Raw genomic sequence first — 22,296 nt, 5'->3', positions numbered from 1 at the left:
GACTGCGTGAACCCGGGCGCGGCAGGATCTGGCGGAGTGGATCGTTCGGAGGAGGAGACTTGGCACGGCGTGAGAAGGGCGGCTTCTGGGTGGGGTTGGCCGCGTTCGTGTTCTACCCGCTGACCCGCATCGGGAAGCGGTCGTACCTCGGCGCGGAGAAAATTCCGCGCCAGGGCCCGGCAGTGCTCGTGCTGAACCACATCTCCCACCTCGACCCGGTGGTGGACGCGGTGTTCGTGCACCGCCAGAAGCGCGTGCCGCGGTTCTTCCTCAAAGACAGCCTGCTCAAGGTCCCGGTCCTGGGGAAGATCGCGACCTCGTCGGGCCAGATTCCGGTGTCGCGCAAGTCCAGCGCGGCGGGCGACAGCCTCCGGGCCGCGCACGAGGCGCTGGCCGAGGGCAAGATCGTCGTGATCTACCCCGAGGGCACGATCACGAAGGACCCGGCCGGCTGGCCCAAGGAGTCGTTCACCGGTGTCGCGCGGCTGGCGCTGCAGAACGACGCCCCGGTGATCCCGATCGCGCGCTGGGGCACCAGCCAGATCTACAACGGCTACACGAAGAAGTTCACGCCGTTCCCGCGCAAGACCGTGACGCACCTGATCGGCGACCCGCTGGACCTGTCGGCCTACGAGAACGCCAACCCCCGCAGCGCCGCGACGCTGCGGGAGGTCACCAAGCTGATGATGGACGAGGTCACCCGGCTGCTGGGCGAGATCCGCCACGAGGAGCCGCCTGTGAAGAAGCCGGAGGACGGCGCCTGATGGCCGCCTTCGCCACCGACGTCCAGCGGGTGACGGTGCTCGGCGCCGGCTCGTGGGGCACGGCGTTCGCCAAGGTCCTCGGCGACGCCGGCCGCGACGTGACCATGTGGGCGCGCCGCGAGTCGGTCGCCGAGGAGATCACGACGCGGCATTCGAACGAGTCCTACCTGCCCGGCACCCGGCTGCCCGAGCGCATCACGGCGACGGCCGATCCGGCGGCCGCGCTCGAGGGCGCGCAGGCCGTGGTCCTCGGCGTGCCGAGCCAGAGCCTGCGCAAGAACCTCACGGCGTGGCAGCCGCTGCTGCCGCCCGAGGCCATCCTCGTGAGCCTGGCCAAGGGCGTGGAGCTGGGCACGCTCAAGCGGATGAGCGAGGTGATCGCCGAGCTGGCGAAGGTCGACGCGGGCGAGATCGTGGTCGTCTCCGGGCCGAACCTGGCCCGGGAGATCGCCGCGGCGCAGCCGGCCGCGGCGGTGCTGGCGTGTGCGGACCACGAGCGCGCGGTGGCGATCCAGCGGGCGAGCTCGAACCAGTACTTCCGCCCGTACACCAACACCGACGTCGTGGGCTGCGAGCTCGGTGGTGCGTGCAAGAACGTGATCGCGCTCAGCTGCGGCATGGCCGCGGGCCTGGGCCTCGGGGCCAACACGATGGCGACGCTGATCACCCGCGGCCTCGCGGAGATGGCACGCCTGGGCACGAAGCTCGGCGCCGACCCGCTCACGTTCGCGGGTCTCGCCGGCGTCGGCGACCTGGTGGCCACGTGCTCGTCGCCGCTGTCGCGCAACCGGACCTTCGGCGAACGGCTGGGCCGCGGCGACACGCTGGAGCAGGCGCAGGCCGCCACCGGCGGGCAGGTCGCGGAGGGGGTCGCGTCGTGCTCGTCGATCCGCGAGCTGGCGCGCAGCCTGGGCGTGGACATGCCGATCACCGACGCGATGCACCGCGTCTGCCACGAGGGTGTGGACCCGCGCCAGGCCGGCGCCGAGCTGCTGGGGCGTTCGCAGAAGCACGAGTGGAGCTGATCTCCCAGGGGCTGGGAAACGGTTGACCGCCGGGGCCGGCGCTGGTTCGCTGTCGGCGTGACGATGTGCCTGATGACCGCGCGGCCGGGGTCCTGTGACCTCCGCCCGGTCATGCCGTCGTGTCGCTGTTGTCGGTGACCTCAGCCCCGGCCCAGCTTTTTCCGCCTTTTCTCCTGCGAGGAACGACCATGTTCGCCGTCCCGGACAACACCCTGCTGCGTCCCGAGAACCCCGCTCTGCGCCACCCCGTGCGCGTCGCCCTCGAGGTGGCCGCCGACCGCGGACGCTGGGCGAACCTTCTGCGTTACGACCCCGACGAGCGCTTCTCCGCGCTCGTGGAACGCGGTGCCGGCCAGGAGGTCTGGCTGCTGAGCTGGCTGCCCGGCCAGCACACCGACCTGCACGACCACGAGTTCTCGACCGGCGCGTTCACGGTCGTGTCGGGCCGGCTGACCGAGACCGTCGCGCGCCGTTCGCCCGACGGCCGCGCGGTCACCGAGGTGCACGCGCTGGCCGCCGGGCAGTCGCGCGTGTTCGGGCCCGGGTACGTGCACGAGGTGCGCAACGACGGGCCGGACCCGGCGATCAGCGTGCACGTCTACCGCGACGGACCGCGCGCGATGCGGCCGTACCACCTCGACCCGCTCGGTGGTCCGGTCCGGGACTGAAAACGCTCAGCGGTCCAGGTCGCCGCGCAGGCGGAACTCCTGCTCGACGTGTTCGCGCGAGGCACCGCTGGCGAGCAGGATCTGAAGCAGGACGCGGGCTTTGCGGGGGTCCAGCCAGCCCGCCATCGTCGCGCCGAGGCGGATCAGGCTCGACTCGGAGCCGTGGAAACCGTAGGTGGCGCGGAACGTCGTGCCCGCGCCGGTGCGTGACGCGACGACGATCGGCACCTTCGCGTCGGCGATCACGTCGGCGGTCCCGCACGAAACGTGGCCGACGCCGTTGGCCGCCACGACCACCCCGCGGGCGCCGCCGCCGAGCACGAGCTTGAGCAGCTCGCCGGAATCCGAGATGCCCGCTTCCACCAACGGAACCAGCGCCGAGAAGTCGGCGCTTTCCACCGGAAGGGCGGACGGACGTCCGCCGGCCGGGTGGAAGTAGTGCACGGCGCGTTCCGCGACGAGCCCGAGCGGTCCCGCCGGGTTCGAGGAAAACGCTTCGAGGTGGCTCGCGTGTGCCTTGCGCACCCAGCGGGCCGAGTGCACGTCGTCGTTGAACGCCACCAGCGCACCGCGCCCGCGGCTGCGAGGTTCGGCCGCGACGGTCAGTGCCGCCAGGAGGTTCGCGGGACCGTCCGCGCTGGGCAGGCTCGGGTTGCGCATCGCCCCGGTGACCACCACCGGCACGTCGTGGGGCCAGGTCAGCTCGAAGAAGTACGCCGTTTCCTCGAGAGTGTCCGTGCCCTGCACCACGACGAGTCCCGCCGCGCCCGCCGCCACCTGCTGCAGGCCCCATTGGCGTGTCCGCAGCAGCGTCTCGTAGTCCATCGACGCGCTGGAGATGCCGGCGAGCGTGGCCGCCGTGACGTCCATCGGCAGGTCGGTGCCGAGGTCGCCGAGCAGGTCCTCGGCGGTCAGCCGAGGCACCACCCCGGCTTCGATCGAGCGGCCAGGGGCCATGGAAATGGTGCCGCCCAGCGCGGCGACAGCGACAAGAGCACGAGTCATGCCCGCACTCTAGGAAACCTTCGCCGCCTGCAGGGTGTAGCTCGCCGCGAGGCGCCGCGGGTTCTCGCGCAGTCGCCATTCGCCGCCGTCGACCTGGTGCATTTCGTGCGGCAGCGCATTCCACGGCACGGTGTCGTGTTCGGTGAACGCGGTGAGCGTGAGGCCGTTTTCCAGCAGCGCCGTGATGATTTCGCCCAGTGAGTGGTTCCACGAGTGCGTGGTGGTCTTGGTGAGCGGATCGTCGGTGTCGACGTAGGTGGTGTCGTCGTCCCACACGAGCGGTTCGGCGTGCTCGAAGTAGTCGTATTTCGGCCCCGCGCGCTCGGCTTCGTCGTCGAGCCCCCACAGCATCGGGTGGCCTTCGCGCAGGAACAACCGCCCGCCCGGCTTCAGCAACCTCGCCACGACCGTGGCCCACTCGGCGATCCGCGGCAGCCAGCACAGCGCGCCGATGCCGGTGTAGACGAGGTCGAACGTGCCTTCGCCGAACACGTCGACAGCGTCGTAGGTGTTGGCCTCGTGGTAGTCGATCTCCGCGCCGACGCTGTCCGCGAGCCTGCGCGCTTGCACCAGCGAGCCGGGGGAGAGGTCGAGGCCGGACATCCGCGCGCCCAGGCGGGACAAGGAAAGCGTGTCCGTGCCGATGTGGCACTGCAGGTGCACGCCGCGCAGGCAAGAGACGTCACCGAGACGCGGGAGGTCGAACCGCACGACGTCGCTGAGGTACTCGGGGTCCGTGCGGAAGCGCTCGAAGCCGTAGTACTCGGACTTCGCGTGCACCGCCGCGCGCTCGTCCCAGTTGGCGCGGTTGAGGTCGAACGAGTTGGTCACTTCGCCGCTTTCTCGGCCTTGCTGCGCAGCACGCAGAACTCGTTGCCTTCCGGGTCGTGCAGCACGGCCCAACCGGTGCCGTCGGGTCGGCGCTGGTCGTCGAACATCGTCGCGCCGGCGGCGAGCAGGCGCTCGACCTCGGCGTCGCGCGGGCCTTCGGGAGTGAGGCACAGGTGGATGCGGTTCTTCACGGTCTTGGTCTCGGGCACGCGGATGAACAGCAGCGTGCCGCCGTGGTCGAGCTCGATGCCGACCTCCGGGTCGCCCGGCTCGTCCTCGTCGGCGACGGGCCGGCCGAGGACGCCGCTCCAGAACTGGGCCAGCGCATACGGATCGGCGCAGTCGAAGGTGGTGTTCTCGACGATGGACGGCATCTGCACCCCTCGCTCGGTCGGTCTGGCCGCAGTCTGCCCGAAAAGACCGGTCTCGCGCGAGGCGGTTTCGCCGCCGTCAGCTGGGGAAGCCGACGACCGGCGCGGGTGTGCCGCCGGACGTGCTACGCGCCAGGACGATCGCGCCCGGCGCCGGCACGAGCCGCAGGTCCGACAGCGAGCCCGAGCCGTCCATCCGCACCACCCGGCTGGTCGGCGCGCTGCCGTCGAAACCCTGCACCAGAAGGGTCAGGTCGCGGCCCGTGTCCTGGCACGCGCGCAGGTAGGTGTGCGGGGTGGTGGCGTCGGCCGAGCGCACGGGGCAGGCGCCGAGGTCGATCGGATACGTGGTGCCGGTTCCGGGATCGAGGGCCTCGGCGGACGTCTTTTCCTGTTCGATCACGGGAATCGGCCCCACGTCCGTGCGGACCCACCGCGTCGCGTCCGGCTGGGCCAGCAGCCGGCCGGTCTCGGTGTCGAACAGGCCGTTGAGAACCGAGCCGTCGGCGGCGGCGCGGCCGACGAGCCGCAGCCACACGACGGCGCCGTCGGTGGTGGTGGCCGGCGAGAGGTCGAGCCGTTCGTCGTCGGGCCCGGTGGTCTCGACCACGTGGCGCCAGCGTTCGTGACCCGTCACCTCGTCGAGCGCGACGAGTCCCGCGGAACGCCCGCACTCCAGCGCGGCGAGCACCACGGTCCGGGCTTGCGCGGGCAAGGTGTACGGGTTCAGGCAACCGGCCGGCGCGGACCAGCGCCAGAGCTCGTCGCCGGTCCGGAGGTCGAAGCCGGCGTACGCGTCGTCGCGGATGGTCAAGGTCTTGGTGCCCACCAGGATCTCGCCGGTCTCGACCAGGACCGACGGCACCACGCGGTCGAAGCGCGCGGTGCCGGTGTCGGCGTCGAGGACGACCACCAGGTCGTTGCTGCTGTCGGTCTTCGACGCGAAAGCGGCCACGACCGTGCGCCGGTCGGCGGACGCGAGCAGCGCGTGGACCCGGGCGCCGGGCCGGGCGTAGGACCAGTCGCGGCTGCCGTCGAGCCCGTCGAGCGCCGTCACCGAACCGTCGGCGGCCGCGACGACGACCCCGTGTCCCGCGGCCACCATCGCGCTCACGTCGGCCGGTGGCTGCCAGGACCACTGCCGGCCGCCGGGCTTTTCGGCCACGGGTTCGGAGGTCAGGTTCGGCACGCCCTGGGTCGTGCTCGCGGTGGCGGCCCGGTCCGCGACGAACGGCGCTGCCACCCCCGCGGCGAGCACCACGAGAGCCACCAGCACGCCGGCGGGACGGATCCGCCACGACGTGGCGTCGAACAGCCCGATCGCGACCCCCACCGCACCCACGGCGAGCACCGGGGTGTCCAGGCCGGGCACGCCAGCCCGCACGTCGAGCACCAGCCGCACCACGGCGGCCACGGCGGTGGCGATCCCGAGGACCGCCGCCACGATTCGCACCTTGCGCGACCGCGCCAGCCCCAGCGCCGCGGCGACAACCGCCCCGGCGACGAACCACAGCAGCCCCACACCGCTCGCTCTCGTCGCGCCCCCCCGACAAGAACGGCGCGACCACCACGCACACCACACCGGCAACCGTCGTCAACCGCAGCACGTTCAGTACGACGCGGCTCGCCGGTCCGCGTTTCACCGCCACCGTGAACATCCGGTGACAACGACATCACGCCGGCACTGGTCAGAATCTCACCGAGTGCACTGTGGACACTCGGGACAGGCGAGCGCGAGGCCGGGGGAACGGTGGACGCGCCGCTGGGCGTCGACGATCAGCACGTCGCAGCCGGGTTGCTCGGCCGCCCAGGCGATGCCGTCGGCGCCGAGGGCGAACGCGGCGGTGGCCAGCGCGTCGGCGTGCGTGAGGTCTTCGGCGACCACGGTGACGCTCAGCAGGCCGGTGGCGGGCAGGCCGGTGCGGCCGTCGAGCACGTGGGTGCCGCGTTCGTACGCGGCCGAGGTGGCGACGGCGCCGTCGCGAGAGGCGACCACGGCGCACACGGCTTCGGGCTGTTCGGGGTGGCGGATGCCGACGCGCCACGGCCGTCCGGGCTCCGGCTCGCCCGCGGTGACGACGTCGCCGCCGGCGTTGAGGCAGAACCGCCGAGCACCGGCTGCGTGGAGGCGATCGGCGGCGCGCTGCACGGCCCAGCCTTTGACGACGGCGCACGGGTCCAGGCCCCGGCCGGGCAGGCGGGCGGAGAAGGCGCCGCCGGAGAGGTCTTCGTAGTACGCGCAGAGGCCGAGCACCTCGTCGAGGTCCGCGCTGAGTTCGGTGGTTTCGCCGCGGTCGTAACGGCAGACCTCGCTGCCGGAGCGAAACGGGCTGAAGCGGGCGTCGACCTCGCGCAGCCACCGGAACGCGTCGGCGACGGCGCCGGTGAAGTCGCCTTCGTCGCGCAGGTCGAGCGACACCGGCAGGCCCATCACCTGCTCGACGTGCGTGGCCATCACGAGCCCTTCGCGTCGAGCGCCGCCTGCAGCGACTTGATGTACGACTCGCTGGTCTGGGTCGCACCCGAGACGGTGTCGATGTCCGCGCTCTGCGCTTGCAGGGCTTCCTCGCGCAGCAGCGGGATCGCGTCGACGCCGCGGCCGCTGTCGGGCTGCTGCACGAGGGTGACGTCGGTGATCCGGCTGCCGGAGAAGGACACCTGCACCTGCACGGTGCCGAACTCGGTCGACTCGGCGCTGCCCTGAGTGGTCACGGCGCCGGAACCGGCCGAAGTGGACGGTGCGGTGCTGACCTGCGGGGCACTCGTGGCGGTGGTGCTGCTCGTCGCCGGCGTCGGGTCGAACCGCCACACGGCCACGAACCCGGCGATCGACAGCGCGACCACGAAAATCGTCTTATTCATCGGAAGCTCCTCACGCGGCCAGGCTGAAGCGTTCGGCGTGGACCTGGGTGCCGGGCACCCGCAGCTCCCGCAGGCTGCGCAGCACGGCCGACGTCATCCCGGGCGGACCGCACACGAACACATCGCGGTCACCGATGTCCGGCACCAGCGCGTGGAGCGCGGCGGGACCCAGCACGGGACCGTGCGGGCCGTGCAGATCCGACGGTCCACTGAGGACGTGCACGACCGCGCCCCGCGTCTTGGCGAGTGCGTGCAGCTCGGGGAGAAGCACGGCGTCGGCCGGTGTCCGCACGCGGTAGAGCAGCACGACGTGACCGCTCACGTCTTCGAGCAGGGCGCGGATCGGCGTGATGCCGACGCCGCCGGCGACCAGCAGGGCGTTCGGTCGTTGCTGGTGGATGGTGGTGAAGGCGCCGTATGGGCCTTCGGCGAACACGCGCGTGCCGATCGGCAGGGACCGCAGGCTCGCGCTGGAGCTGCCGACGGCCTTGGCGGTGAGCCGCAGCGTGCGGCCGTCGGGCGCGGCCGAGAGGGAGAACGGGTTGGCCTGCCACCAGCGCTCACGCGTGAGGAAGCGCCACAGGAAGAACTGCCCCGCGCGGGCCGGCAGCCGGTCGAGGTCGCGGCCGGTCATGTAGACGGACACGGTGTCGGGCGACTCGGGTACCACGGCGACCACGCGCAGGCGGTGCCGCAGGTTCCGTCGCAACGGCAGGAGCACGCGCCCGGCCAGCACGGCCAGACCCGCGCCCAGCCACAGCGTCCACCAGTACGCGCGGGCGGCCGGGTGGCTCGCGAACGACTGCCCGACGGCGATCTGGTGCGTGAAGGCCAGGACCACGGCAGCGTAGGTGTAGAGGTGTACGAAATGCCACGTCTCGTAGGCCATCCGCTTGCGCGCGAAGCGGGCGGAAGCCGCGCCGACCACGAGGATGAGCGCGAACGCGACGATCGCGCGCAGGATCCCCTCGGTGGTGTTGGCCAGCTGCACCAGCTCGTCGGCCGCGTTCGTGCGCTCGATGCCCGCGTAGCCGACGACCACCAGCACGACGTGGGCGACCAGCAGCCACAGCAGGCTGAAGCCCGTCCAGCGGTGCCACGACGTGAGCCGGTCCATGCCGAGCCGGCGGTCTAGCCACGGCAGGCGCGCGACGAGCAGCAGCTGCACGGCCATGGCCTGCGCCGCGTAGATGCCGGCGAGGCGCCCGGCGCTGATCAACGGGTCGTCCGACAGGTCGCCGAGGGCGAAGAACACCGTGGCGAGCATCACGTTGGCTGCCAGGAACGCGAAGATCCACGCCTTGGCGACCACGCGGGGCGCCACCGCCGGGCGGGGCGGGACGGCGATCGGGGTCAGGACACTCACGGGGAATCCCTTCGGCTCGGGTGTCACGAACGCCAGCGTCGCCGCGGAACCTGTGGCGGATCTGGGCGGAACCTGTCGACTGGCTGTCGGCCGGGCGCTCCGCTCGCGCGCCCGCGCGGTGGTCACGGAGGATGGTGGGGTGGACAACCCGAACCCGGTGCGGCTGCTCGTCGTCGACGACGAACCGCACATCGCCGATCTCGTCGCGACCGTGGCCCGCTACGAGGGCTGGCAGGCCGTGACCGCGGGCTCGGGCGCGGCCGCGCTCAGCCGCGCGGCGGAGTTCGGGCCCGACATCGTGGTGCTCGACCTGATGCTGCCGGACCTCGACGGGTTCACCGTGCTCGACCGCCTGCGTGAACACGGCAACGCCGTGCCCGTCGTCTTCCTGACGGCGAAGGACGCGACCGCCGACCGCATCGCCGGCCTCACACGCGGAGGCGACGACTACCTCGTGAAGCCATTCTCCGTCGAGGAGCTGATGGCGCGGCTGCGGGCGGTGCTTCGCCGGAGCATCTCTGTGCCGCAGGCGCCGCGCACCGCAGTGTTGCGCGTGGCGGACCTGACGCTCGACGAGGACACGCGCGAGGTCCGCCGCGGCGATCGGCTCGCCGAGCTGACGCCGACCGAGTACGAGCTCCTGCGGTACCTCATGCGCCGTTCGCCGGCCGTGGTCACGAAGGCGCAGATCCTCGACCACGTGTGGGAGTACGACTTCGGCGGTCGGTCCAATGTGGTCGAGCTGGTGATCTCGCACCTGCGCCGCAAGCTCGACGACGGCGCCGAACCGCTGATCCACACCGTGCGCGGCGTCGGCTACGTCGTGCGGGCGGGCCGGTGAAGCGGCTGCGGCGCTGGGCTCGCCGCTGGTACGCCGCATGGCGCGCGTCGCGGCTCGGCACGCGGCTGGCGTTCGGGCTCGGCGCGCTGGCGCTGGTGGTCTTCGCGATCGTGGGGACCGTCACGGTCGGGTTCATGCACGGTTACCTCGGCCGTCGCCTCGACGAGCAGCTCAAGACGAGCCAGGTCGCGCAGGTGCCGGGGCTGCGCAGCTCCCACGGCAACCCGGAAATCGTCTACTCGTGGTTCTCGGCGGTGTTCGAGGTCGACCGCGGCGTGGCGACGCCGCAGCCCGGCAGCAACTTGCCGACGGACCTCACCCCGCTCGCCGATGTCGCTTCCGACGCGACTGGCGGCGACGTGTTCCGCACGGTGTACCTCCACGGCGCCGGGCCGTATCGCGTCCGCGCGTGCCCGGTCGCGACGGATTCCGCCGGCCGCGGAACGGTGTTGCTGAGCGCGGCGCCGCAGGCGGACCTGGACAGCACGGTGCGGCAGCTGGTGCTGGTCGAGGTGATCGCGTTTCTCATCGCGCTGGCGATCCTGGTCGTGGCGGGACGCTTCGTGCTGCGCCGCGGCCTGCGACCGTTGTCGGACATGGCGGGCACGGCGCACGACATCGCGTCGCACGACCTCACGGGGACGGCGAACCTGCCGGTGCGCGCCCCGGGCGAAGGGGGCGGCGCCGAGGTGGCGGAGTTGCGCACGGCGTTCAACGTGATGCTCACGCACATCGAGTCTTCGCTCGCCGCGCGGACGGCGGCCAACGAGCGCCTTCGCCGGTTCGTGGCCGACGCGTCGCACGAGCTGCGTACGCCGCTCACGTCGATCCGGGGCTATGCCGACCTTTTCCGTTACGCGGCGGCGAACGAACCCGAGGAACGCGAGGCGCACCTGGCGAAGATTCGCGAGGAGACGGCGCGGATGAGCGTGCTCGTCGACGATCTGCTGCTGCTCGCGCGCCTCGACGCCCACGACGCGGAGCCGCCGGTGCGGCCCGAACGGGTGGACGTTGTCCTGATCGTTTCGGGCGCGGCGGATGCGTTCCGGGTGGGGCGGCCGTCGCATCCGCTTTCGGTGGCGCCGGGTTCTTCCGCACCGGTCTTCGTCGACGCGGATCCGGTGCGGCTGCGGCAGATTTTCGACAACCTGCTGGCGAATGCGGCCGTGCACACGCCTTCGGGGACTCGGGTGGGGCTGTCGGTGTCCGTGGTGGATTCTCGTGCGGTGATCCGGGTGGAGGACGCCGGGCCGGGGATCGCGCCGGAGGATCAGCTGCGGATCTTCGACCGGTTCTTCCGCGTCGACAACTCACGCACGCGGTCGGCCGGCGGCACCGGTCTGGGCCTGTCCGTGGTGCACTCGCTGGTGGTGGAGCACGGTGGGACCGTCGACGTCGCGAGCCGGCCGGGCCGGACCGTGTTCACCGTGCAGCTACCTCAGGCTGGGTGACGCGCCCGGCGACGTGCTCGGGCACGCTCCAGCCGTCGGCCAGGTCGGCGGAGGGCTCGGGCTCGCCGAAGACGGTCCTGACCGGGAGGACGCCGGCCCAGGCCGCGTTGGCGCGCACGTCTTCCGGCTCGTCGTCGGGGCCTTCGGCGCGCAGCTTCACCGAGGCTTCGGTGAGGTCGAGTGCGAGAACGGAGACGGCGGCGAACTCCTTCGCGTTCACCCCGCGCGCGTGGTCCCACGAGCCGGGGGAGAGGTGGTCGGTGAGCAGGCGCAGGGCGTGGAGCTTCGTCGCGGTCGGTGATGAGGCGCGCGCGGCCGAGGATGACGGCGCTGCGGTAGTTCACGGAGTGGTTGTTGACCGAGCGGGCGTAGACAGCCTCAATTCAAAACAGCTGTCGAGCTGTGTTTGATCGGCGCTGTGACGGTGACGTAGACGTCCAGGTCCTGTGTCGCGGTGCGCAGACTGGCCGCGCCCGTGGAACCATGCAGGTAGAGCGTGTCACCGTCGCGGCCGTAGCCGGTGGGCAGCACGAGCGGCGTGCCGTCGCGGACGAGGCCGAGGTGGCAGATCAGGGCCTCGTCGAGCACGGCGTGCAGCGTCGCGCGATCGGTGGCGGCGCGGTTCTTCTTGCGGCCGAGGGTCGTGCGGGGGGTCGGCGAGAGCCTGGTCATATCCGCAGTGTCGCCTGGGTGAGTGGACGTGTTGAACGGCCACTTCTTCTACACTTGGGAAGTCCACTTTTCTCGGTTCGGAGGTTTCGTTGTCGTACGCCGACACCGCGCTGCCGGTGAGCCTCGACCGTGAGGTGAGCACGCCGCTGGCCGTGCAGCTGGCCGACGCCCTGCGCGAGGCCGCCGCGAGCGGGCACCTGCGCGGCGGCGACCGGCTGCCGTCCACCCGCGCGCTGGCCGAGCGGCTCGGGGTTTCGCGCACGGTGACCTCGGCCGCGTACGAGCAGCTGCACGCCGAAGGTTGGATCGCCGGGCGCCACGGCTCCGGCACGTACGTGACGACACCGCCGACGCGCGCGGCCGCATCGGTGTCCCCGGCGGGACCGCTCGCTCCGGAACCCGAGACGGCGCCCGTACTGGATCTGACGCCGGGCACGCCGTGGGCGGCCGGTCTGGACCGCGCAGCCTGGCGCCGCGCGTGGCGGGCGGCGGCCGACCCGGAGCCGTTGGTCCGCGCCCACCGCGCCGGCCTGCCCGAGTACCGCGCGGCCGTTTCGGAACACCTGTTGCGCCACCGCGGTCTGGCCGCCGGCTCGGTCCTGGCGACGGGCGGCACGACGGCCGCCGTCGTCGAGCTGGCGGCCGCGGTGCTGCGGCGCGGCGCGGTCGTGGCCTTCGAGGAGCCGGGGTACCAGCGGGCCGTGCAGGCGTTCCGCTCCGCGGGACTGACGGTGGTGGGCGTGCCCGTCGACGAGGAGGGCCTGCGCCCCGACGCCATCCCCGCCGGCGCGCGGGCGGTCTATTGCTCGCCGGCGCACCAGTACCCGATGGGCAGCCGCATGAGCGCGGCGCGCCGCGTGGAGCTCGTGGAACGCGCCCGCGCCGACGGCATGCTCGTCATCGAGGACGACTACGACGGCGAGCTCCGCTTCGACGTCGCCCCACTGCCCATGCTGGCTGCCCTCGCGCCCGACGTCGTCGTCCACCTGGGGACCACGAGCAAGATCCTCACCCCCACGCTCGGCGCCGGCTGGCTCGTGGCGCCCTCGTCGGTCGCCTCGGCCGTCCTCGCCTACCGCGACCTCACCGGCACCCGCCCCTCCCCGGCCGGCCAGCGCGTGCTGGTGGAACTCGCCCGCCACGGCGACCTGGGCCGCCACCTGCGCAAACTCCGCCGCGAACTCGCCGAACGCCGCTCGCTGCTCTCGGCCGCCCTCACCTCTTCCGCCATCCCCATCCTCGGCGACGACGCCGGCGCCCACCTCGTGGTCCCGTTTGACTCCGCCGCCCGGGAAACCCGCTGCTTGGCCGAGGCCGAACACCAGGGCATCCGGCTCGACGGGCTGGCCCGCCACTTCGCCGGAACGCCCACGGTGCACGGGGTGGCGCTCGGGTACGCGGGCTGTTCGCGGGAGGCGTTGGTGAGTGCGCTGCCGGCTTTGGTGGGCTTGCTTCGCTGACCGACGGCCTCGCCGAGCCTGCCGCACCGCGCGACCGGTCCAGCGACACCTCGGTCGTCACACTCGGCGACGCGGGCCTCGAGGCGACGGCGACAGAGTTTCGTGGCGGACCGCGAGGGGCCTGGGCTTCTCCGCTTGCGGTGACGAGCGGCGTGTCGCGTGCGCGGTCCAGTGGCACCTCAGCCATCGCGCTCGGCGACAGGGGCCTCTCGCGCGAGGTTCTCGTGCCGACACCGACAGCGACGAGTCCAGCTTCGCTGACCACGAGAGCCGGGTTTCGGCGGCGGCGCCGATCGCACCGCGCCGCCGGTTCGATGAGCACCTCGGTCGTCACGCTCGGCGGCGGGGATCTCTGTCTCGCGAGGCTGTGGCGACGGCCCTGGCGGGTTTGCTTCGCTGACTGGGGGCCGGGTTTTGCCGCACGAGGGCACGAGCAGCGTGTTGCGCGAATGGTCCTTTGGCGCCGTCGCCGGTTGCGCTCGGTGGTGAGCAAGCCCGGCCGATCGGAGCTCCTCGTCGCGGCCCGTTTGTCGCAGCGCTGCCCACCCGGGAAGTACCCCGGACTGCCGACTCGAGGCGTGACCGGCGTCCAGCGCGAGCGGACCTACCGCGCCCGCCGTGCAACGCGACCGGTCCACTCGGGCAACCCACCACGAAGCGCCCGTAACCGCAACTACGACAGGCGGCACCGCCACCGGACCGACCACCAAGCACCTGATCATGCCCAACCCGCACCCACCACCCCCGCCGGCGGACCGACCCTGGGACCCGTCGCAACGCCGGGTGCGCGCCGTTCGCCGTGGTCACCCGGTACGGTGAGCGACCATGAGTGCTGAGAAGATCCGTGTGGCGGTCGTGTTCGGCGGGCGCAGCAGCGAGCACACCATCTCGTGCCTGTCGGCGGGCAGCGTGATCGCGAATCTGGATCCGGAGCGCTACGAGGTGCTCCCCGTGGGCATCACCCCGCAGGGTGGCTGGGTGCTCGGCACCGGCGACCCGAGGGAGCTGAGCATCCAGGGGCGCGAGCTGCCGACGGTCGAGTCCGGCCGCGCGCTCGTGCTGGCGGGCGACGCGACCAGCCGCGAGCTGCGCACGGTCGACCCCGGGCAGGCGACCGAGGTGCTCGGCACCGTCGACGTGGTCTTTCCCGTGCTGCACGGCGCGTTCGGCGAGGACGGCACGATCCAGGGCCTGCTCGAGATGGCCGACATTCCCTACGTCGGCCCGGGCGTGCTGGCCAGCGCCGCCGCCATGGACAAGGAGTACGCGAAGAAGCTCCTCGCCGCGGAGGGGCTGCCGGTGGGCACGTATGCGGCGCTCCGTCGTGGACAGTCCACTTTGGCTCAGGACGACCGGGAACGCTTGGGGCTGCCCGTTTTCGTGAAGCCCTCGCGTGCGGGATCGTCCGTGGGCATCTCGCGCGTCACCGACTGGTCCGATGTGGACGCCGCCATCGAGCTGGCCCGCCGAACCGACCCGAAGGTGCTCGTGGAGGCCGCCGTGGTCGGGCGTGAGGTCGAGTGCGGCGTGCTGGAGTTCCCCGACGGCCGCGTGGAAGCCTCGCTGCCGGCGGAGATCCGCGTGCTCGCCGAAGGCGAGGACGCCTGGTACGACTTCGAGACCAAGTACCTCGGCGAAGACGCCGAGCTGGACATCCCGGCCAAGCTCGACGACGCCCTCACCGACCGCCTGCGTGCCATGGCCGTCGAGGCGTTCCGCGCGCTCGACTGCCAGGGCCTCGCGCGCGTCGACTTCTTCGTCACCGAAGCCGGCGACCTCGTGATCAACGAGGTCAACACCATGCCCGGCTTCACCACGAAGTCCGCCTACCCGAAGATGTGGGAGGTCACGGGCGTCGACTACAGCACGCTCCTGTCGACCCTCATCGACACCGCCATCGCCCGCGGCACCGGCCTTCGCTGACCCCACACAGGGTCACCCGCTCGGGTGACCCTGTGTGGTCAAGTGATCAGGGGATCGACTTACCCAGCGCGAGCAACGCCGCCGGCGTCAGGAACGTGTAGAGCGACGTGAGGGTGAGGATCCCACCGAGCACCTTGCCGGGCAGCTTGCCGTAGGTCGTCGCCGCCACCGCGAGGAACGCGACCAGCCACACCACGAGGATCGAGTGCAGCATCCAGCTGCCGTCGAAGAACTTCCACCACAGCAGTGGCACCACAGCCACCGGCACGGCCAGGTTGCCGATCGGCCGGAGGTCCAGGCCTCGCACGAGCGCCACCCCCAGCGCGGTGAAAAACGTGCCGTAGAACGTGACGATTCCGGCCAACGGGATGCCCGTCGCGGGCGGCGCCGTCGCGATGATCACGGCGGCTTGCAGGAGGTCCACGACGCCGGCGAGCAATGTCACCCAGCCGACCGTGGTCAGCGGATTCGGACCGTCCTCGACGGGTTTGGCGCCGATCCCGAGAAATGCCAAGCCGTTCAGCCAAACGGCGAGTCCCGAGACGACGAAGATCACGGTTATCGGCGGCACTGGTGATTCCTTTCCGAGGCGGAATTCGGCGCGCGACAGTTTCACTCGGCGCGCCACGGGTCGAAAGGCCAAGTGGTACAACGAGAAACGGCCGACTCGGAGCTGCGGCGATCAGAGTCGGATGGCAATTCGAATGGCGAAGAAAAGAAACCTCCTGACATTCTCGGCCTGATATCACGGAGAATTTCACCGGCGCGGCATTTCCCGATGATGTCGCCCGGAACAACTTGGTGTTTCCGTTGTTTCCAGCCGATGAACAACCGGCGAAACGGACAGCGCCACAACCGCCGAACCGGCGAACGTCCTCACCCACTACAGTGATCATCCGGTGGCACCGGGTGACGCCGACGTGGCCCGCGCGGCACGCCCAGGCCAGGGCAGGAGGCAACGCGTGCAGATCGCATCCCGGCTCGACCGGCTCCCGGTCACCCGCCGGCACCGGTACTTCGTCGCCGTGGTGGGGGTGGCGACGTTCTTCGACCTCTACGACCTGTTCCTCGCGGCCACGATCAGCACCGTGCTCACGAAAGAGTTCGGCGTCACGGCCGACGCGCTGAAGTACGTGCTCGCGTCGGCGTTCGTCGGGGCGTTCGTGGGCGCGGTCTGCCTGGGCAAGCTCGCCGATCAGCTCGGCCGGCGCCGCGCGTTCCTGCTCACGCTCGGCCTGTACTCGGTCTTCACGCTGCTCGGTGCCTTCAGCACCGACGTCTGGATGCTCGTCGTCTGCCGCTTCATCGCCGGCATCGGCATCGGTGCGGAGCTGCCCGTCGCCGACGCCTACCTCGCCGACCTGCTGCCCGCCCGCGCCCGCGGCCGCGCCACCGCCTGGGCGTACACGCTCGGCTTCTGCGGCGTGCCCGCCGCCGGCTTCCTCGCGCGGGCGCTGGCCGGCCATTCGCCGCTCGGCGTCAACGGCTGGCGCTGGCTGTTCGTGATCGGCGCGCTCGGCGCGGCGGTCGTGTGGAGCCTGCGGTTCACGCTGCCCGAATCACCTCGCTGGCTCGCCGCTCGCGGGCGAGAAGCGGAAGCCGACGAGATCGTCCGCAAGCTCGAAGCCTCCGCGCCGCAACCGCTCCCGGAGCCCGCGCCAGAACCGCCCGCCCCGGAACCCGTGCGGTTCTCCGCGCTCCTGCGCAAACCGTGGGCGCGGCGCACGTCGATGCTCTACATCTTCCAGCTGCTGCAAGCGTTCGGCTACTACGGCTTCGGCTCGCTCGTGCCGATCGTGCTGGCCGCCAAGGGGTTCAGCCTCGTGAACTCGCTGACGTTCAGCGCGCTCACGTTCCTCGGTTACCCGATCGGCTCCGCGCTCTCGATCCCGATCATCGAACGGATCGAGCGCAAGTGGCTGATCGTCGCGAGCGCCGCGGCGATGGCCGTGTTCGGGCTCGCGTTCGGCTTTTCGACGGCCGGCGTCGCGATCGCGGTGTTCGGCTTCTGCTACACCGCCGCCAGCAACGTGTTCTCCAACGCGTTCCACACCTACCAGGGCGAACTGTTCCCGACATCGCTGCGCGGCACGGCCGCGGGTTCGGCCTACGCGCTCTCGCGCCTGGCCACCGCGGCGATGCCGTTCATCCTGCTGCCGGTGCTGCAGACGCAGGGCGCCGCGACGATGTTCGCCGTGGTCGCGGTCGCGATGGTGGTGCTGATCGTCGACGTCGCCGTTCTGGGGCCACGCACGACGGGCGACTCGCTGGAGGCGATCGCCGCCCGGACGGTCAGAACTTCAGAGGTTTGACCGGCAGCTTCGCGTTGACGGTGTCCGACACCGTCTGCAGCGGGCCGGTCCCGGCCGAGTCGGGGACGGTCAACGCGACGTAGACGTCGCGGTCCACCACGTACCAGGTGGCCGCGGCGTCTTCGGTGACCTGTAGCCACTGCACGCCGTTGACCACGCGCAGCTGCGCGGTGGGGGTGAGCTCCGGCGGCCGGTCGAGCCCGCACCGCAGCACGATCGCGTCGCCGTCACCCCAGGCGACGGTGGCCTTCGGCGCGGGCTGGGCGAGCGTGCGCCGGGCGAGGTCCTGGCCGTTGGACTTCAAGGTCGCAGGCAGCGCGTCGACGACCGTGGTGCACGCCGGCGTGGTCGCCTGAGGGGCGGGAACGGCGACGAGGGGGAGCGGTCCACTCGCGACGCCCTCGCCGCTGAGCGCCGATTTCTTCGTCACCGCGAAGAAGGCGACCACCACGGCCAGCGCGACCACGAGCACGGCCGCGACCACGAGGACCACCCGCGGGGGTGCGCCGGTGTCGGAATCTGCCACCCCCGAAGTGCACCACGTCTCAGAGGTGGACCACCGGGCAGGTCAGGGTCCGCGTGATCCCTTCCACGTTCTGCACCTTCGCGACCACGAGCTGCCCCAGCTGGTCCACGGTGTCCGCGGTCGCGCGCACGATCACGTCGTAGGGACCGGTGACATCCTCCGAGCTGGTGACGCCGGGCACCCCGGAGATCTCCGCCGCCACCGCGGCCGCCTTGCCGACCTCGGTCTGGATGAGGATGTATGCGTGGACCACGGCGTGCCCTTTCGTCGGTAGCGATGGAGTCGAGGTAGGAACGGTGTAGGCAACGTATCGCCAGCCCCGGGAAAAACCTAGGGGATCCGACTGTCGGTGGTCGAGGCTTCGCACACGGAGAGAAACAGGAGGTGACCGGTGTCACCGGACGATGGCTCGGTGGCCGGGACGGGCGAGTTCGCGCTGATCCAGGCGGTCACCAACGGGCGTCGCCAGCCGGCGACCACACTGCTCGGTCCCGGCGACGACGCGGCCGTGGTGGCAGCGCCTGACGGCCGCGTGGTGGCGACGACGGACGTGCTGGTCCAGGGCGTGCACTTCCGCCTCGACTGGTCGAGCCCCGAGCAAGTGGGGCGCAAAGCCGTGGCGGTGAACCTGTCGGACGTCGCGGCCATGGGCGCGAAACCGACCACGGTCCTCGTGGGTTTCGCGTGCCCACCGGACACTCCCGCCCAGGTCGTGACGGAGATCATGAACGGCATGTGGGCCGAGGCGACCCGCGGCGGCGTCGGGGTGTCCGGCGGCGACATGGTGAGCGCCGATCAGATCGTGATCAGTGTCACCGCGCTGGGGGACCTCGAAGACCGCGAACCCGTGACGCGCTCCGGTGCCCGGCCCGGCGACGTTCTCGCCGTCTGCGGGCGGCTCGGCTGGGCCGCGGCGGGATTGGCCGTGCTGCGGCGAGGGTTCCGTTCGCCGGTCGGGGTCGTGAACGCGCAGCGCTGCCCGGAACCGCCGTACCCAGCCGGGCCGCAGGCGGCGCTGGCCGGCGCGACGTCGATGATCGACATCTCCGACGGGCTGCTCGCCGACCTGGGGCACATCGCCGCGGCGTCGGACGTCGGGCTCGACGTGCACACCACGGACCTCGAGATCTCCACGCGGTTGCAGGAAGTCGGCACCGCGCTCGGCGCCGACCCGCTGCGCTGGGTGCTCACCGGCGGCGAGGACCACGCGCTCGCGGCCACGTTCCCGCCGTTTGACGAACTGCCCGAGGGCTGGCGCAGGATCGGCGCCGTGACGATGCCGGGATCCGGCGTGACCGTGGACGGCAAGGAGTACGGCCACGAAGGCGGCTGGGAGCACTGGCAGCAGCACTAGGCTCTCGCCCGTGGAGATCCGAGCGGTCGCCTACGACCACCCCGACGCGACCAAGCTGATGGCGGAAGTGCAGCTCGAGTACGTGCGCCGCTACGGCAGCGAAGACTCGACGCCGATGGACCCGGCGCAGTTCGCGCCCCCGCGCGGACTGTTCCTCGTCGGCTACCTCGACGACGTGCCCGTGGCCTCCGGCGCGTGGCGCGCGCACGACGGGCCGGCGCCCGCGTTCGGCCCCGGCGACGTGGAGCTGAAGCGGATGTACGTCGTGGAATCGGCGCGGGGCAAGGGTTTCGCTCGCGCGATGCTCGCGGAGCTGGAACGCACGGCCGTCGCGGCGGGGCGGCGGCGGGCCGTGCTGGAGACGGGTACCGAGCAGCCGGAGGCGATCGCCCTCTACCGTTCGTCGGGCTACACGGAGATCCCGGGTTTCGGCGTGTACAAAGACGAGCCGGACAACCGGTGTTTCGGCAAGAACCTCGTGTGACCAACGGGAGACGGCTTTGGCGATCTACGCGCTCGGTGACCTCGAACCCTCGATCCACCCGGACGCCTACGTCCACCCCGACGCCACCGTGATCGGCGACGTGCGCATCGGCCCGCGCGCCTCCGTGTGGCCGCAGACGGTGCTGCGCGGCGACCACGGCTACATCGAGATCGGCGAACGCTCCAACGTGCAGGATGGCTGCGTGCTCCACTGCACCAAGCGGCACCCGACGATCCTCGGGCCGTCGTCGGCGATCGGCCACGCCGTGCACGTCGAGGGCGCGGTGATCGGCACCGGCTGCCTCATCGCGTCGGGTTCGGTGGTGCTGAACGGAACCGTGATCGAGGACGGCGGAATGGTCGGCGCGGGCGCGGTGCTGTCGTACAACTCGCACGTGGGGCCCGGCGAGATCGCGCTCGGCGTGCCGGCCAAGGTGCGGCCGAACAAGTCGTTCTCCGCCGAGCAGATCGCCACGGTGGTCGACTCGTACGTGCGCCGCGGGGCGCGGTTCCGCGAAGAGCTTCGGCGGCTCGACCCGCCACGGTGACGCCGCTCGCACCGCGCTAGGCTCGCGGGCCGTGACCGCACGACCGCTGAACGAGATCGTCGAAGCCGGCTGGGCGCAGGCCCTCGAGCCCGTGGCCCCGCAGGTCAGCGCGATGGGGGAGTTCCTCCGCGCCGAGATCGCGGCGGGCCGCACCTACCTGCCGGCGGGTGAGCACGTGCTGCGGGCGTTCAAGCAGCCGTTCCACGACGTGCGAGTGCTGATCGTCGGCCAGGACCCGTACCCGACGCCGGGCCACGCAGTCGGCTTGAGCTTCTCGGTGGCGCCCGAGGTCCGGACGCTGCCGAAGAGCCTCGTCAACATCTACAAGGAGTACGCCGAGGACCTCGGGCACCCGTTGCCGACCAACGGCGACCTCACCCCGTGGGCCGACCAGGGCATCCTGCTGCTCAACCGCGCGCTGACGGTGCAGCCCGGCAAGCCGAACTCCCACCAGGGCAAGGGCTGGGAGCAGGTGACCGAGCAGGCGATCAAGGCGCTCGCGGCCCGCGACGAGCCGATGGTGGCGATCCTGTGGGGCCGCAACGCCCGCAACCTGCGGCCGATGCTGGGCGAGATCCCCTGCATCGAGTCGGCGCACCCGAGCCCGCTTTCGGCGCACAACGGCTTCTTCGGCTCGCGGCCGTTCAGCCGCGCGAACCAGCTGCTGGCCGACCAGGGCGCGGCGCCGGTGGAGTGGAAACTTCCCTGAGCCCGTCCGGTCGCGGCCGGCGGCTCCGACCTCCAAGGTGAGAACGACACCCAGGAGGACAGTCATGACCACCACCGTCACTTCCGCCGACGGCACGCCGATCGCGTTCGACACCTACGGCGCCGGGTCACCGGTGCTGCTCGTCGGCGGCGCGGTGAACGACCGGACGACCGTGGCCGCGCTCGCCGTCGTGCTGGCCGAGGCCGGGTTCCAATGCGTTGCCGTTGATCGGCGAGGCCGAGGTGAAAGCGGGGACGCGCCCGTCTACTCGGTGGAACGCGAGCTCGACGACCTGTCGGCCGTGATCGACGCGGTCGGGGGCGCGACAGCGGTTTTCGGCCATTCGTCGGGCGCGATCCTGGCGCTCGAAGCGGCGGCGCGGGGGCTGCCGATCACGAAGCTGGCCGTGTACGAGCCGCCGTTCATTGTGGACGCTCAGCGGCCACGCCCTGGTGAGGACCTCGCGGATCGGCTCAGTGCTCTCTTGGCCGACGGCGACCGTGACGGCGCCGTGGAGCTCTTCCTGACCGAAGGCGTCGCCGTCCCGCCCGAAGGTGTGGCGGCGATGAAGGGCCAGCCCGTGTGGGATTGGTTCGCCGGTTACGCGCACACGCTGCCCTACGACACCACCGTGACCGGTCCGGGTGCGCAGCTGCCCGTGGACCGCCTGGCCGCCATCGCCGTCCCAGTGCTCGTGCTGTCGGGTGGCGCCGGCGAAGCGTGGATGGGCGCCGCGGCTCGGGCCGTCGCCGAGACCGTGCCGCACGCCCGTTACGAGTCGATTCCCGGGCAGGACCACGGCGTGCTCAACGCGCCTGAATCGCTGCGCCCGGTGCTGACCGACTTCCTGAGGTGACAAAAATGGCGAGTGCTCACCGAGCACTCGCCATTCAGCGGCAATCGGGCGCCCTCACGAGCGCCCCCTACCTCAACCTCGGACGACCTTGCCCGCCTTGATGCACGAGGTGCACACGTTGAGGCGCTTGCGCTGGGACACGCCGATCTTGGCGTGCACAGTCTGGATGTTCGGGTTCCACCGGCGGTTGGTACGCCGGTGGGAGTGCGAGACCGACTTGCCGAAGCCGGGTCCCTTGCCACAGACGTCGCACACGGCAGCCACGTCGA

General features: G+C 71.5%; 24 protein-coding genes and 1 pseudogene. 13 read left to right on the top strand and 12 right to left on the bottom strand.

Annotated features, from left to right (window positions below):
• The first annotated feature begins 59 nt into the window (after positions 1 to 59).
• The 3 genes from QRX50_RS47905 (at position 60) to QRX50_RS47895 (ending at position 2,457) form a co-directional block, all read left to right on the top strand.
• A complete protein-coding gene (locus tag QRX50_RS47905; protein ID WP_285969671.1) occupies positions 60 to 764 on the top strand; it encodes a lysophospholipid acyltransferase family protein in 705 nt (234 codons plus the stop codon).
• Positions 764 to 1,789 (top strand): NAD(P)H-dependent glycerol-3-phosphate dehydrogenase, encoded by a 1,026-nt coding sequence (locus QRX50_RS47900; protein ID WP_285969670.1) that lies wholly within the window; start codon positions 764 to 766, stop codon positions 1,787 to 1,789. The genes QRX50_RS47905 and QRX50_RS47900 overlap by 1 nt, the downstream gene beginning before the upstream one ends.
• Positions 1,790 to 1,977: 188 nt before the next feature.
• On the top strand, positions 1,978 to 2,457 hold the full coding sequence (locus QRX50_RS47895; RefSeq protein ID WP_285969669.1) for a cysteine dioxygenase: 480 nt from the start codon (positions 1,978 to 1,980) through the stop codon (positions 2,455 to 2,457).
• Between the two features lie 6 nt (positions 2,458 to 2,463).
• Here the strand turns inward: QRX50_RS47895 and QRX50_RS47890 are convergent, their stop codons facing one another.
• The 7 genes from QRX50_RS47890 to QRX50_RS47860 all read right to left on the bottom strand — a co-directional run bounded on the left by QRX50_RS47890 (position 2,464) and on the right by QRX50_RS47860 (position 8,892).
• Positions 2,464 to 3,462: an asparaginase gene (locus tag QRX50_RS47890; protein ID WP_285969668.1), complete on the bottom strand. Its 999-nt coding sequence runs from the start codon at positions 3,460 to 3,462 to the stop codon at positions 2,464 to 2,466.
• Positions 3,463 to 3,471: 9 nt separating this feature from the next.
• Complete coding sequence (locus QRX50_RS47885; RefSeq protein WP_285969667.1) at positions 3,472 to 4,293, bottom strand: class I SAM-dependent methyltransferase; 822 nt, start codon at positions 4,291 to 4,293, stop codon at positions 3,472 to 3,474.
• On the bottom strand, positions 4,290 to 4,667 hold the full coding sequence (locus QRX50_RS47880) for a VOC family protein (RefSeq protein WP_285969666.1): 378 nt from the start codon (positions 4,665 to 4,667) through the stop codon (positions 4,290 to 4,292). The genes QRX50_RS47885 and QRX50_RS47880 overlap by 4 nt, the downstream gene beginning before the upstream one ends.
• Before the next feature lie 76 nt (positions 4,668 to 4,743).
• A complete protein-coding gene (locus tag QRX50_RS47875) occupies positions 4,744 to 6,186 on the bottom strand; it encodes an outer membrane protein assembly factor BamB family protein (protein WP_285969665.1) in 1,443 nt (480 codons plus the stop codon).
• Positions 6,187 to 6,360: 174 nt separating this feature from the next.
• A complete protein-coding gene (locus QRX50_RS47870; RefSeq protein WP_285969664.1) occupies positions 6,361 to 7,119 on the bottom strand; it encodes an FAD:protein FMN transferase in 759 nt (252 codons plus the stop codon).
• Positions 7,119 to 7,526: an FMN-binding protein gene (locus QRX50_RS47865; protein ID WP_285969663.1), complete on the bottom strand. Its 408-nt coding sequence runs from the start codon at positions 7,524 to 7,526 to the stop codon at positions 7,119 to 7,121. The genes QRX50_RS47870 and QRX50_RS47865 overlap by 1 nt, the downstream gene beginning before the upstream one ends.
• Before the next feature lie 10 nt (positions 7,527 to 7,536).
• On the bottom strand, positions 7,537 to 8,892 hold the full coding sequence (locus QRX50_RS47860; RefSeq protein WP_285969662.1) for a ferredoxin reductase family protein: 1,356 nt from the start codon (positions 8,890 to 8,892) through the stop codon (positions 7,537 to 7,539).
• Positions 8,893 to 9,031: 139 nt separating this feature from the next.
• Between QRX50_RS47860 and QRX50_RS47855 the strand changes: the two genes are divergently transcribed.
• Both QRX50_RS47855 and QRX50_RS47850 read left to right on the top strand, forming a co-directional pair.
• Entirely contained in the window at positions 9,032 to 9,733 is a 702-nt protein-coding gene (locus tag QRX50_RS47855) for a response regulator transcription factor (protein WP_285969661.1), read from the top strand.
• Positions 9,730 to 11,184 (top strand): sensor histidine kinase, encoded by a 1,455-nt coding sequence (locus tag QRX50_RS47850; protein ID WP_285969660.1) that lies wholly within the window; start codon positions 9,730 to 9,732, stop codon positions 11,182 to 11,184. The genes QRX50_RS47855 and QRX50_RS47850 overlap by 4 nt, the downstream gene beginning before the upstream one ends.
• Here QRX50_RS47850 and QRX50_RS50200 read toward each other — a convergent pair.
• Positions 11,156 to 11,856, bottom strand: a pseudogene (locus QRX50_RS50200) (pyridoxamine 5'-phosphate oxidase family protein). The gene QRX50_RS47850 and the pseudogene QRX50_RS50200 sit on opposite strands and share 29 nt — an antisense overlap.
• Before the next feature lie 89 nt (positions 11,857 to 11,945).
• Between QRX50_RS50200 and pdxR the strand changes: the two are divergent.
• Both pdxR and QRX50_RS47830 read left to right on the top strand, forming a co-directional pair.
• The gene (pdxR, locus tag QRX50_RS47835) at positions 11,946 to 13,316 is read left to right on the top strand and encodes a MocR-like pyridoxine biosynthesis transcription factor PdxR (RefSeq protein WP_285969658.1); all 1,371 of its coding nucleotides are present in this window, start codon (positions 11,946 to 11,948) and stop codon (positions 13,314 to 13,316) included.
• Between the two features lie 825 nt (positions 13,317 to 14,141).
• Positions 14,142 to 15,239, top strand: a complete 1,098-nt coding sequence (locus QRX50_RS47830) for a D-alanine--D-alanine ligase family protein (protein ID WP_285969657.1) — start codon at positions 14,142 to 14,144, stop codon at positions 15,237 to 15,239.
• 46 nt (positions 15,240 to 15,285) lie between these two features.
• On the opposite strand, the gene QRX50_RS47825 is transcribed toward QRX50_RS47830, so the two are convergent.
• Positions 15,286 to 15,810 carry a hypothetical protein gene (locus QRX50_RS47825; RefSeq protein WP_285969656.1) on the bottom strand — a complete coding sequence of 175 codons (525 nt, stop codon included), beginning with the start codon at positions 15,808 to 15,810 and terminating at the stop codon, positions 15,286 to 15,288.
• Between the two features lie 391 nt (positions 15,811 to 16,201).
• Here QRX50_RS47825 and QRX50_RS47820 point away from each other — a divergent pair, with 391 nt between their 5' ends.
• The gene (locus QRX50_RS47820) at positions 16,202 to 17,551 is read left to right on the top strand and encodes an MFS transporter (protein WP_285969655.1); all 1,350 of its coding nucleotides are present in this window, start codon (positions 16,202 to 16,204) and stop codon (positions 17,549 to 17,551) included.
• Here QRX50_RS47820 and QRX50_RS47815 read toward each other — a convergent pair.
• Both QRX50_RS47815 and QRX50_RS47810 read right to left on the bottom strand, forming a co-directional pair.
• The gene (locus tag QRX50_RS47815) at positions 17,532 to 18,077 is read right to left on the bottom strand and encodes a DUF3515 domain-containing protein (protein ID WP_285969654.1); all 546 of its coding nucleotides are present in this window, start codon (positions 18,075 to 18,077) and stop codon (positions 17,532 to 17,534) included. The two genes, QRX50_RS47820 and QRX50_RS47815, sit on opposite strands and share 20 nt — an antisense overlap.
• 19 nt (positions 18,078 to 18,096) lie before the next feature.
• Complete coding sequence (locus QRX50_RS47810) at positions 18,097 to 18,330, bottom strand: Lrp/AsnC family transcriptional regulator (protein ID WP_285969653.1); 234 nt, start codon at positions 18,328 to 18,330, stop codon at positions 18,097 to 18,099.
• A gap of 138 nt (positions 18,331 to 18,468) precedes the next feature.
• Here QRX50_RS47810 and QRX50_RS47805 point away from each other — a divergent pair, with 138 nt between their 5' ends.
• From QRX50_RS47805 to QRX50_RS47785, 5 genes are all read left to right on the top strand, one after another.
• Complete coding sequence (locus tag QRX50_RS47805; protein WP_285969652.1) at positions 18,469 to 19,431, top strand: thiamine-phosphate kinase; 963 nt, start codon at positions 18,469 to 18,471, stop codon at positions 19,429 to 19,431.
• A gap of 10 nt (positions 19,432 to 19,441) precedes the next feature.
• Positions 19,442 to 19,915, top strand: a complete 474-nt coding sequence (locus QRX50_RS47800) for a GNAT family N-acetyltransferase (RefSeq protein WP_285969651.1) — start codon at positions 19,442 to 19,444, stop codon at positions 19,913 to 19,915.
• A 16-nt stretch (positions 19,916 to 19,931) separates the two neighbouring features.
• The gene (locus QRX50_RS47795; protein ID WP_220237650.1) at positions 19,932 to 20,462 is read left to right on the top strand and encodes a gamma carbonic anhydrase family protein; all 531 of its coding nucleotides are present in this window, start codon (positions 19,932 to 19,934) and stop codon (positions 20,460 to 20,462) included.
• 31 nt (positions 20,463 to 20,493) lie between these two features.
• A complete protein-coding gene (locus QRX50_RS47790) occupies positions 20,494 to 21,171 on the top strand; it encodes a uracil-DNA glycosylase (RefSeq protein ID WP_285969650.1) in 678 nt (225 codons plus the stop codon).
• Between the two features lie 64 nt (positions 21,172 to 21,235).
• The gene (locus QRX50_RS47785) at positions 21,236 to 22,027 is read left to right on the top strand and encodes an alpha/beta fold hydrolase (protein WP_285969649.1); all 792 of its coding nucleotides are present in this window, start codon (positions 21,236 to 21,238) and stop codon (positions 22,025 to 22,027) included.
• 72 nt (positions 22,028 to 22,099) lie between these two features.
• Here the strand turns inward: QRX50_RS47785 and rpmB are convergent, their stop codons facing one another.
• Positions 22,100 to 22,291, bottom strand: coding sequence for a 50S ribosomal protein L28 (rpmB, locus tag QRX50_RS47780; protein ID WP_091623274.1), 192 nt, complete (start codon positions 22,289 to 22,291; stop codon positions 22,100 to 22,102).
• Positions 22,292 to 22,296 lie beyond the last annotated feature (5 nt).

It is taken from the genome of Amycolatopsis sp. 2-15, from assembly GCF_030285625.1.
In the GTDB taxonomy this organism is placed as follows: Bacteria; Actinomycetota; Actinomycetes; order Mycobacteriales; family Pseudonocardiaceae; genus Amycolatopsis; species Amycolatopsis carbonis.
Note: the sequence above shows the minus strand (reverse complement) of the source record. Positions and strands in the feature narration are given on the sequence as shown.

Excerpts from the sequence above, each read along its gene's own strand:
- QRX50_RS47870 (WP_285969664.1), bottom strand. The coding sequence starts at position 7,119 with ATGGCCACGCACGTCGAGCAGGTGATGGGCCTGCCGGTGTCGCTCGAC.
- QRX50_RS47900 (WP_285969670.1), top strand. The coding sequence starts at position 764 with ATGGCCGCCTTCGCCACCGACGTCCAGCGGGTGACGGTGCTCGGCGCC.
- QRX50_RS47895 (WP_285969669.1), top strand. The coding sequence starts at position 1,978 with ATGTTCGCCGTCCCGGACAACACCCTGCTGCGTCCCGAGAACCCCGCT.
- QRX50_RS47865 (WP_285969663.1), bottom strand. The coding sequence starts at position 7,526 with ATGAATAAGACGATTTTCGTGGTCGCGCTGTCGATCGCCGGGTTCGTG.
- QRX50_RS47785 (WP_285969649.1), top strand. The coding sequence starts at position 21,236 with ATGACCACCACCGTCACTTCCGCCGACGGCACGCCGATCGCGTTCGAC.
- QRX50_RS47830 (WP_285969657.1), top strand. The coding sequence starts at position 14,142 with ATGAGTGCTGAGAAGATCCGTGTGGCGGTCGTGTTCGGCGGGCGCAGC.
- QRX50_RS47890 (WP_285969668.1), bottom strand. The coding sequence starts at position 3,462 with ATGACTCGTGCTCTTGTCGCTGTCGCCGCGCTGGGCGGCACCATTTCC.
- QRX50_RS47880 (WP_285969666.1), bottom strand. The coding sequence starts at position 4,667 with ATGCCGTCCATCGTCGAGAACACCACCTTCGACTGCGCCGATCCGTAT.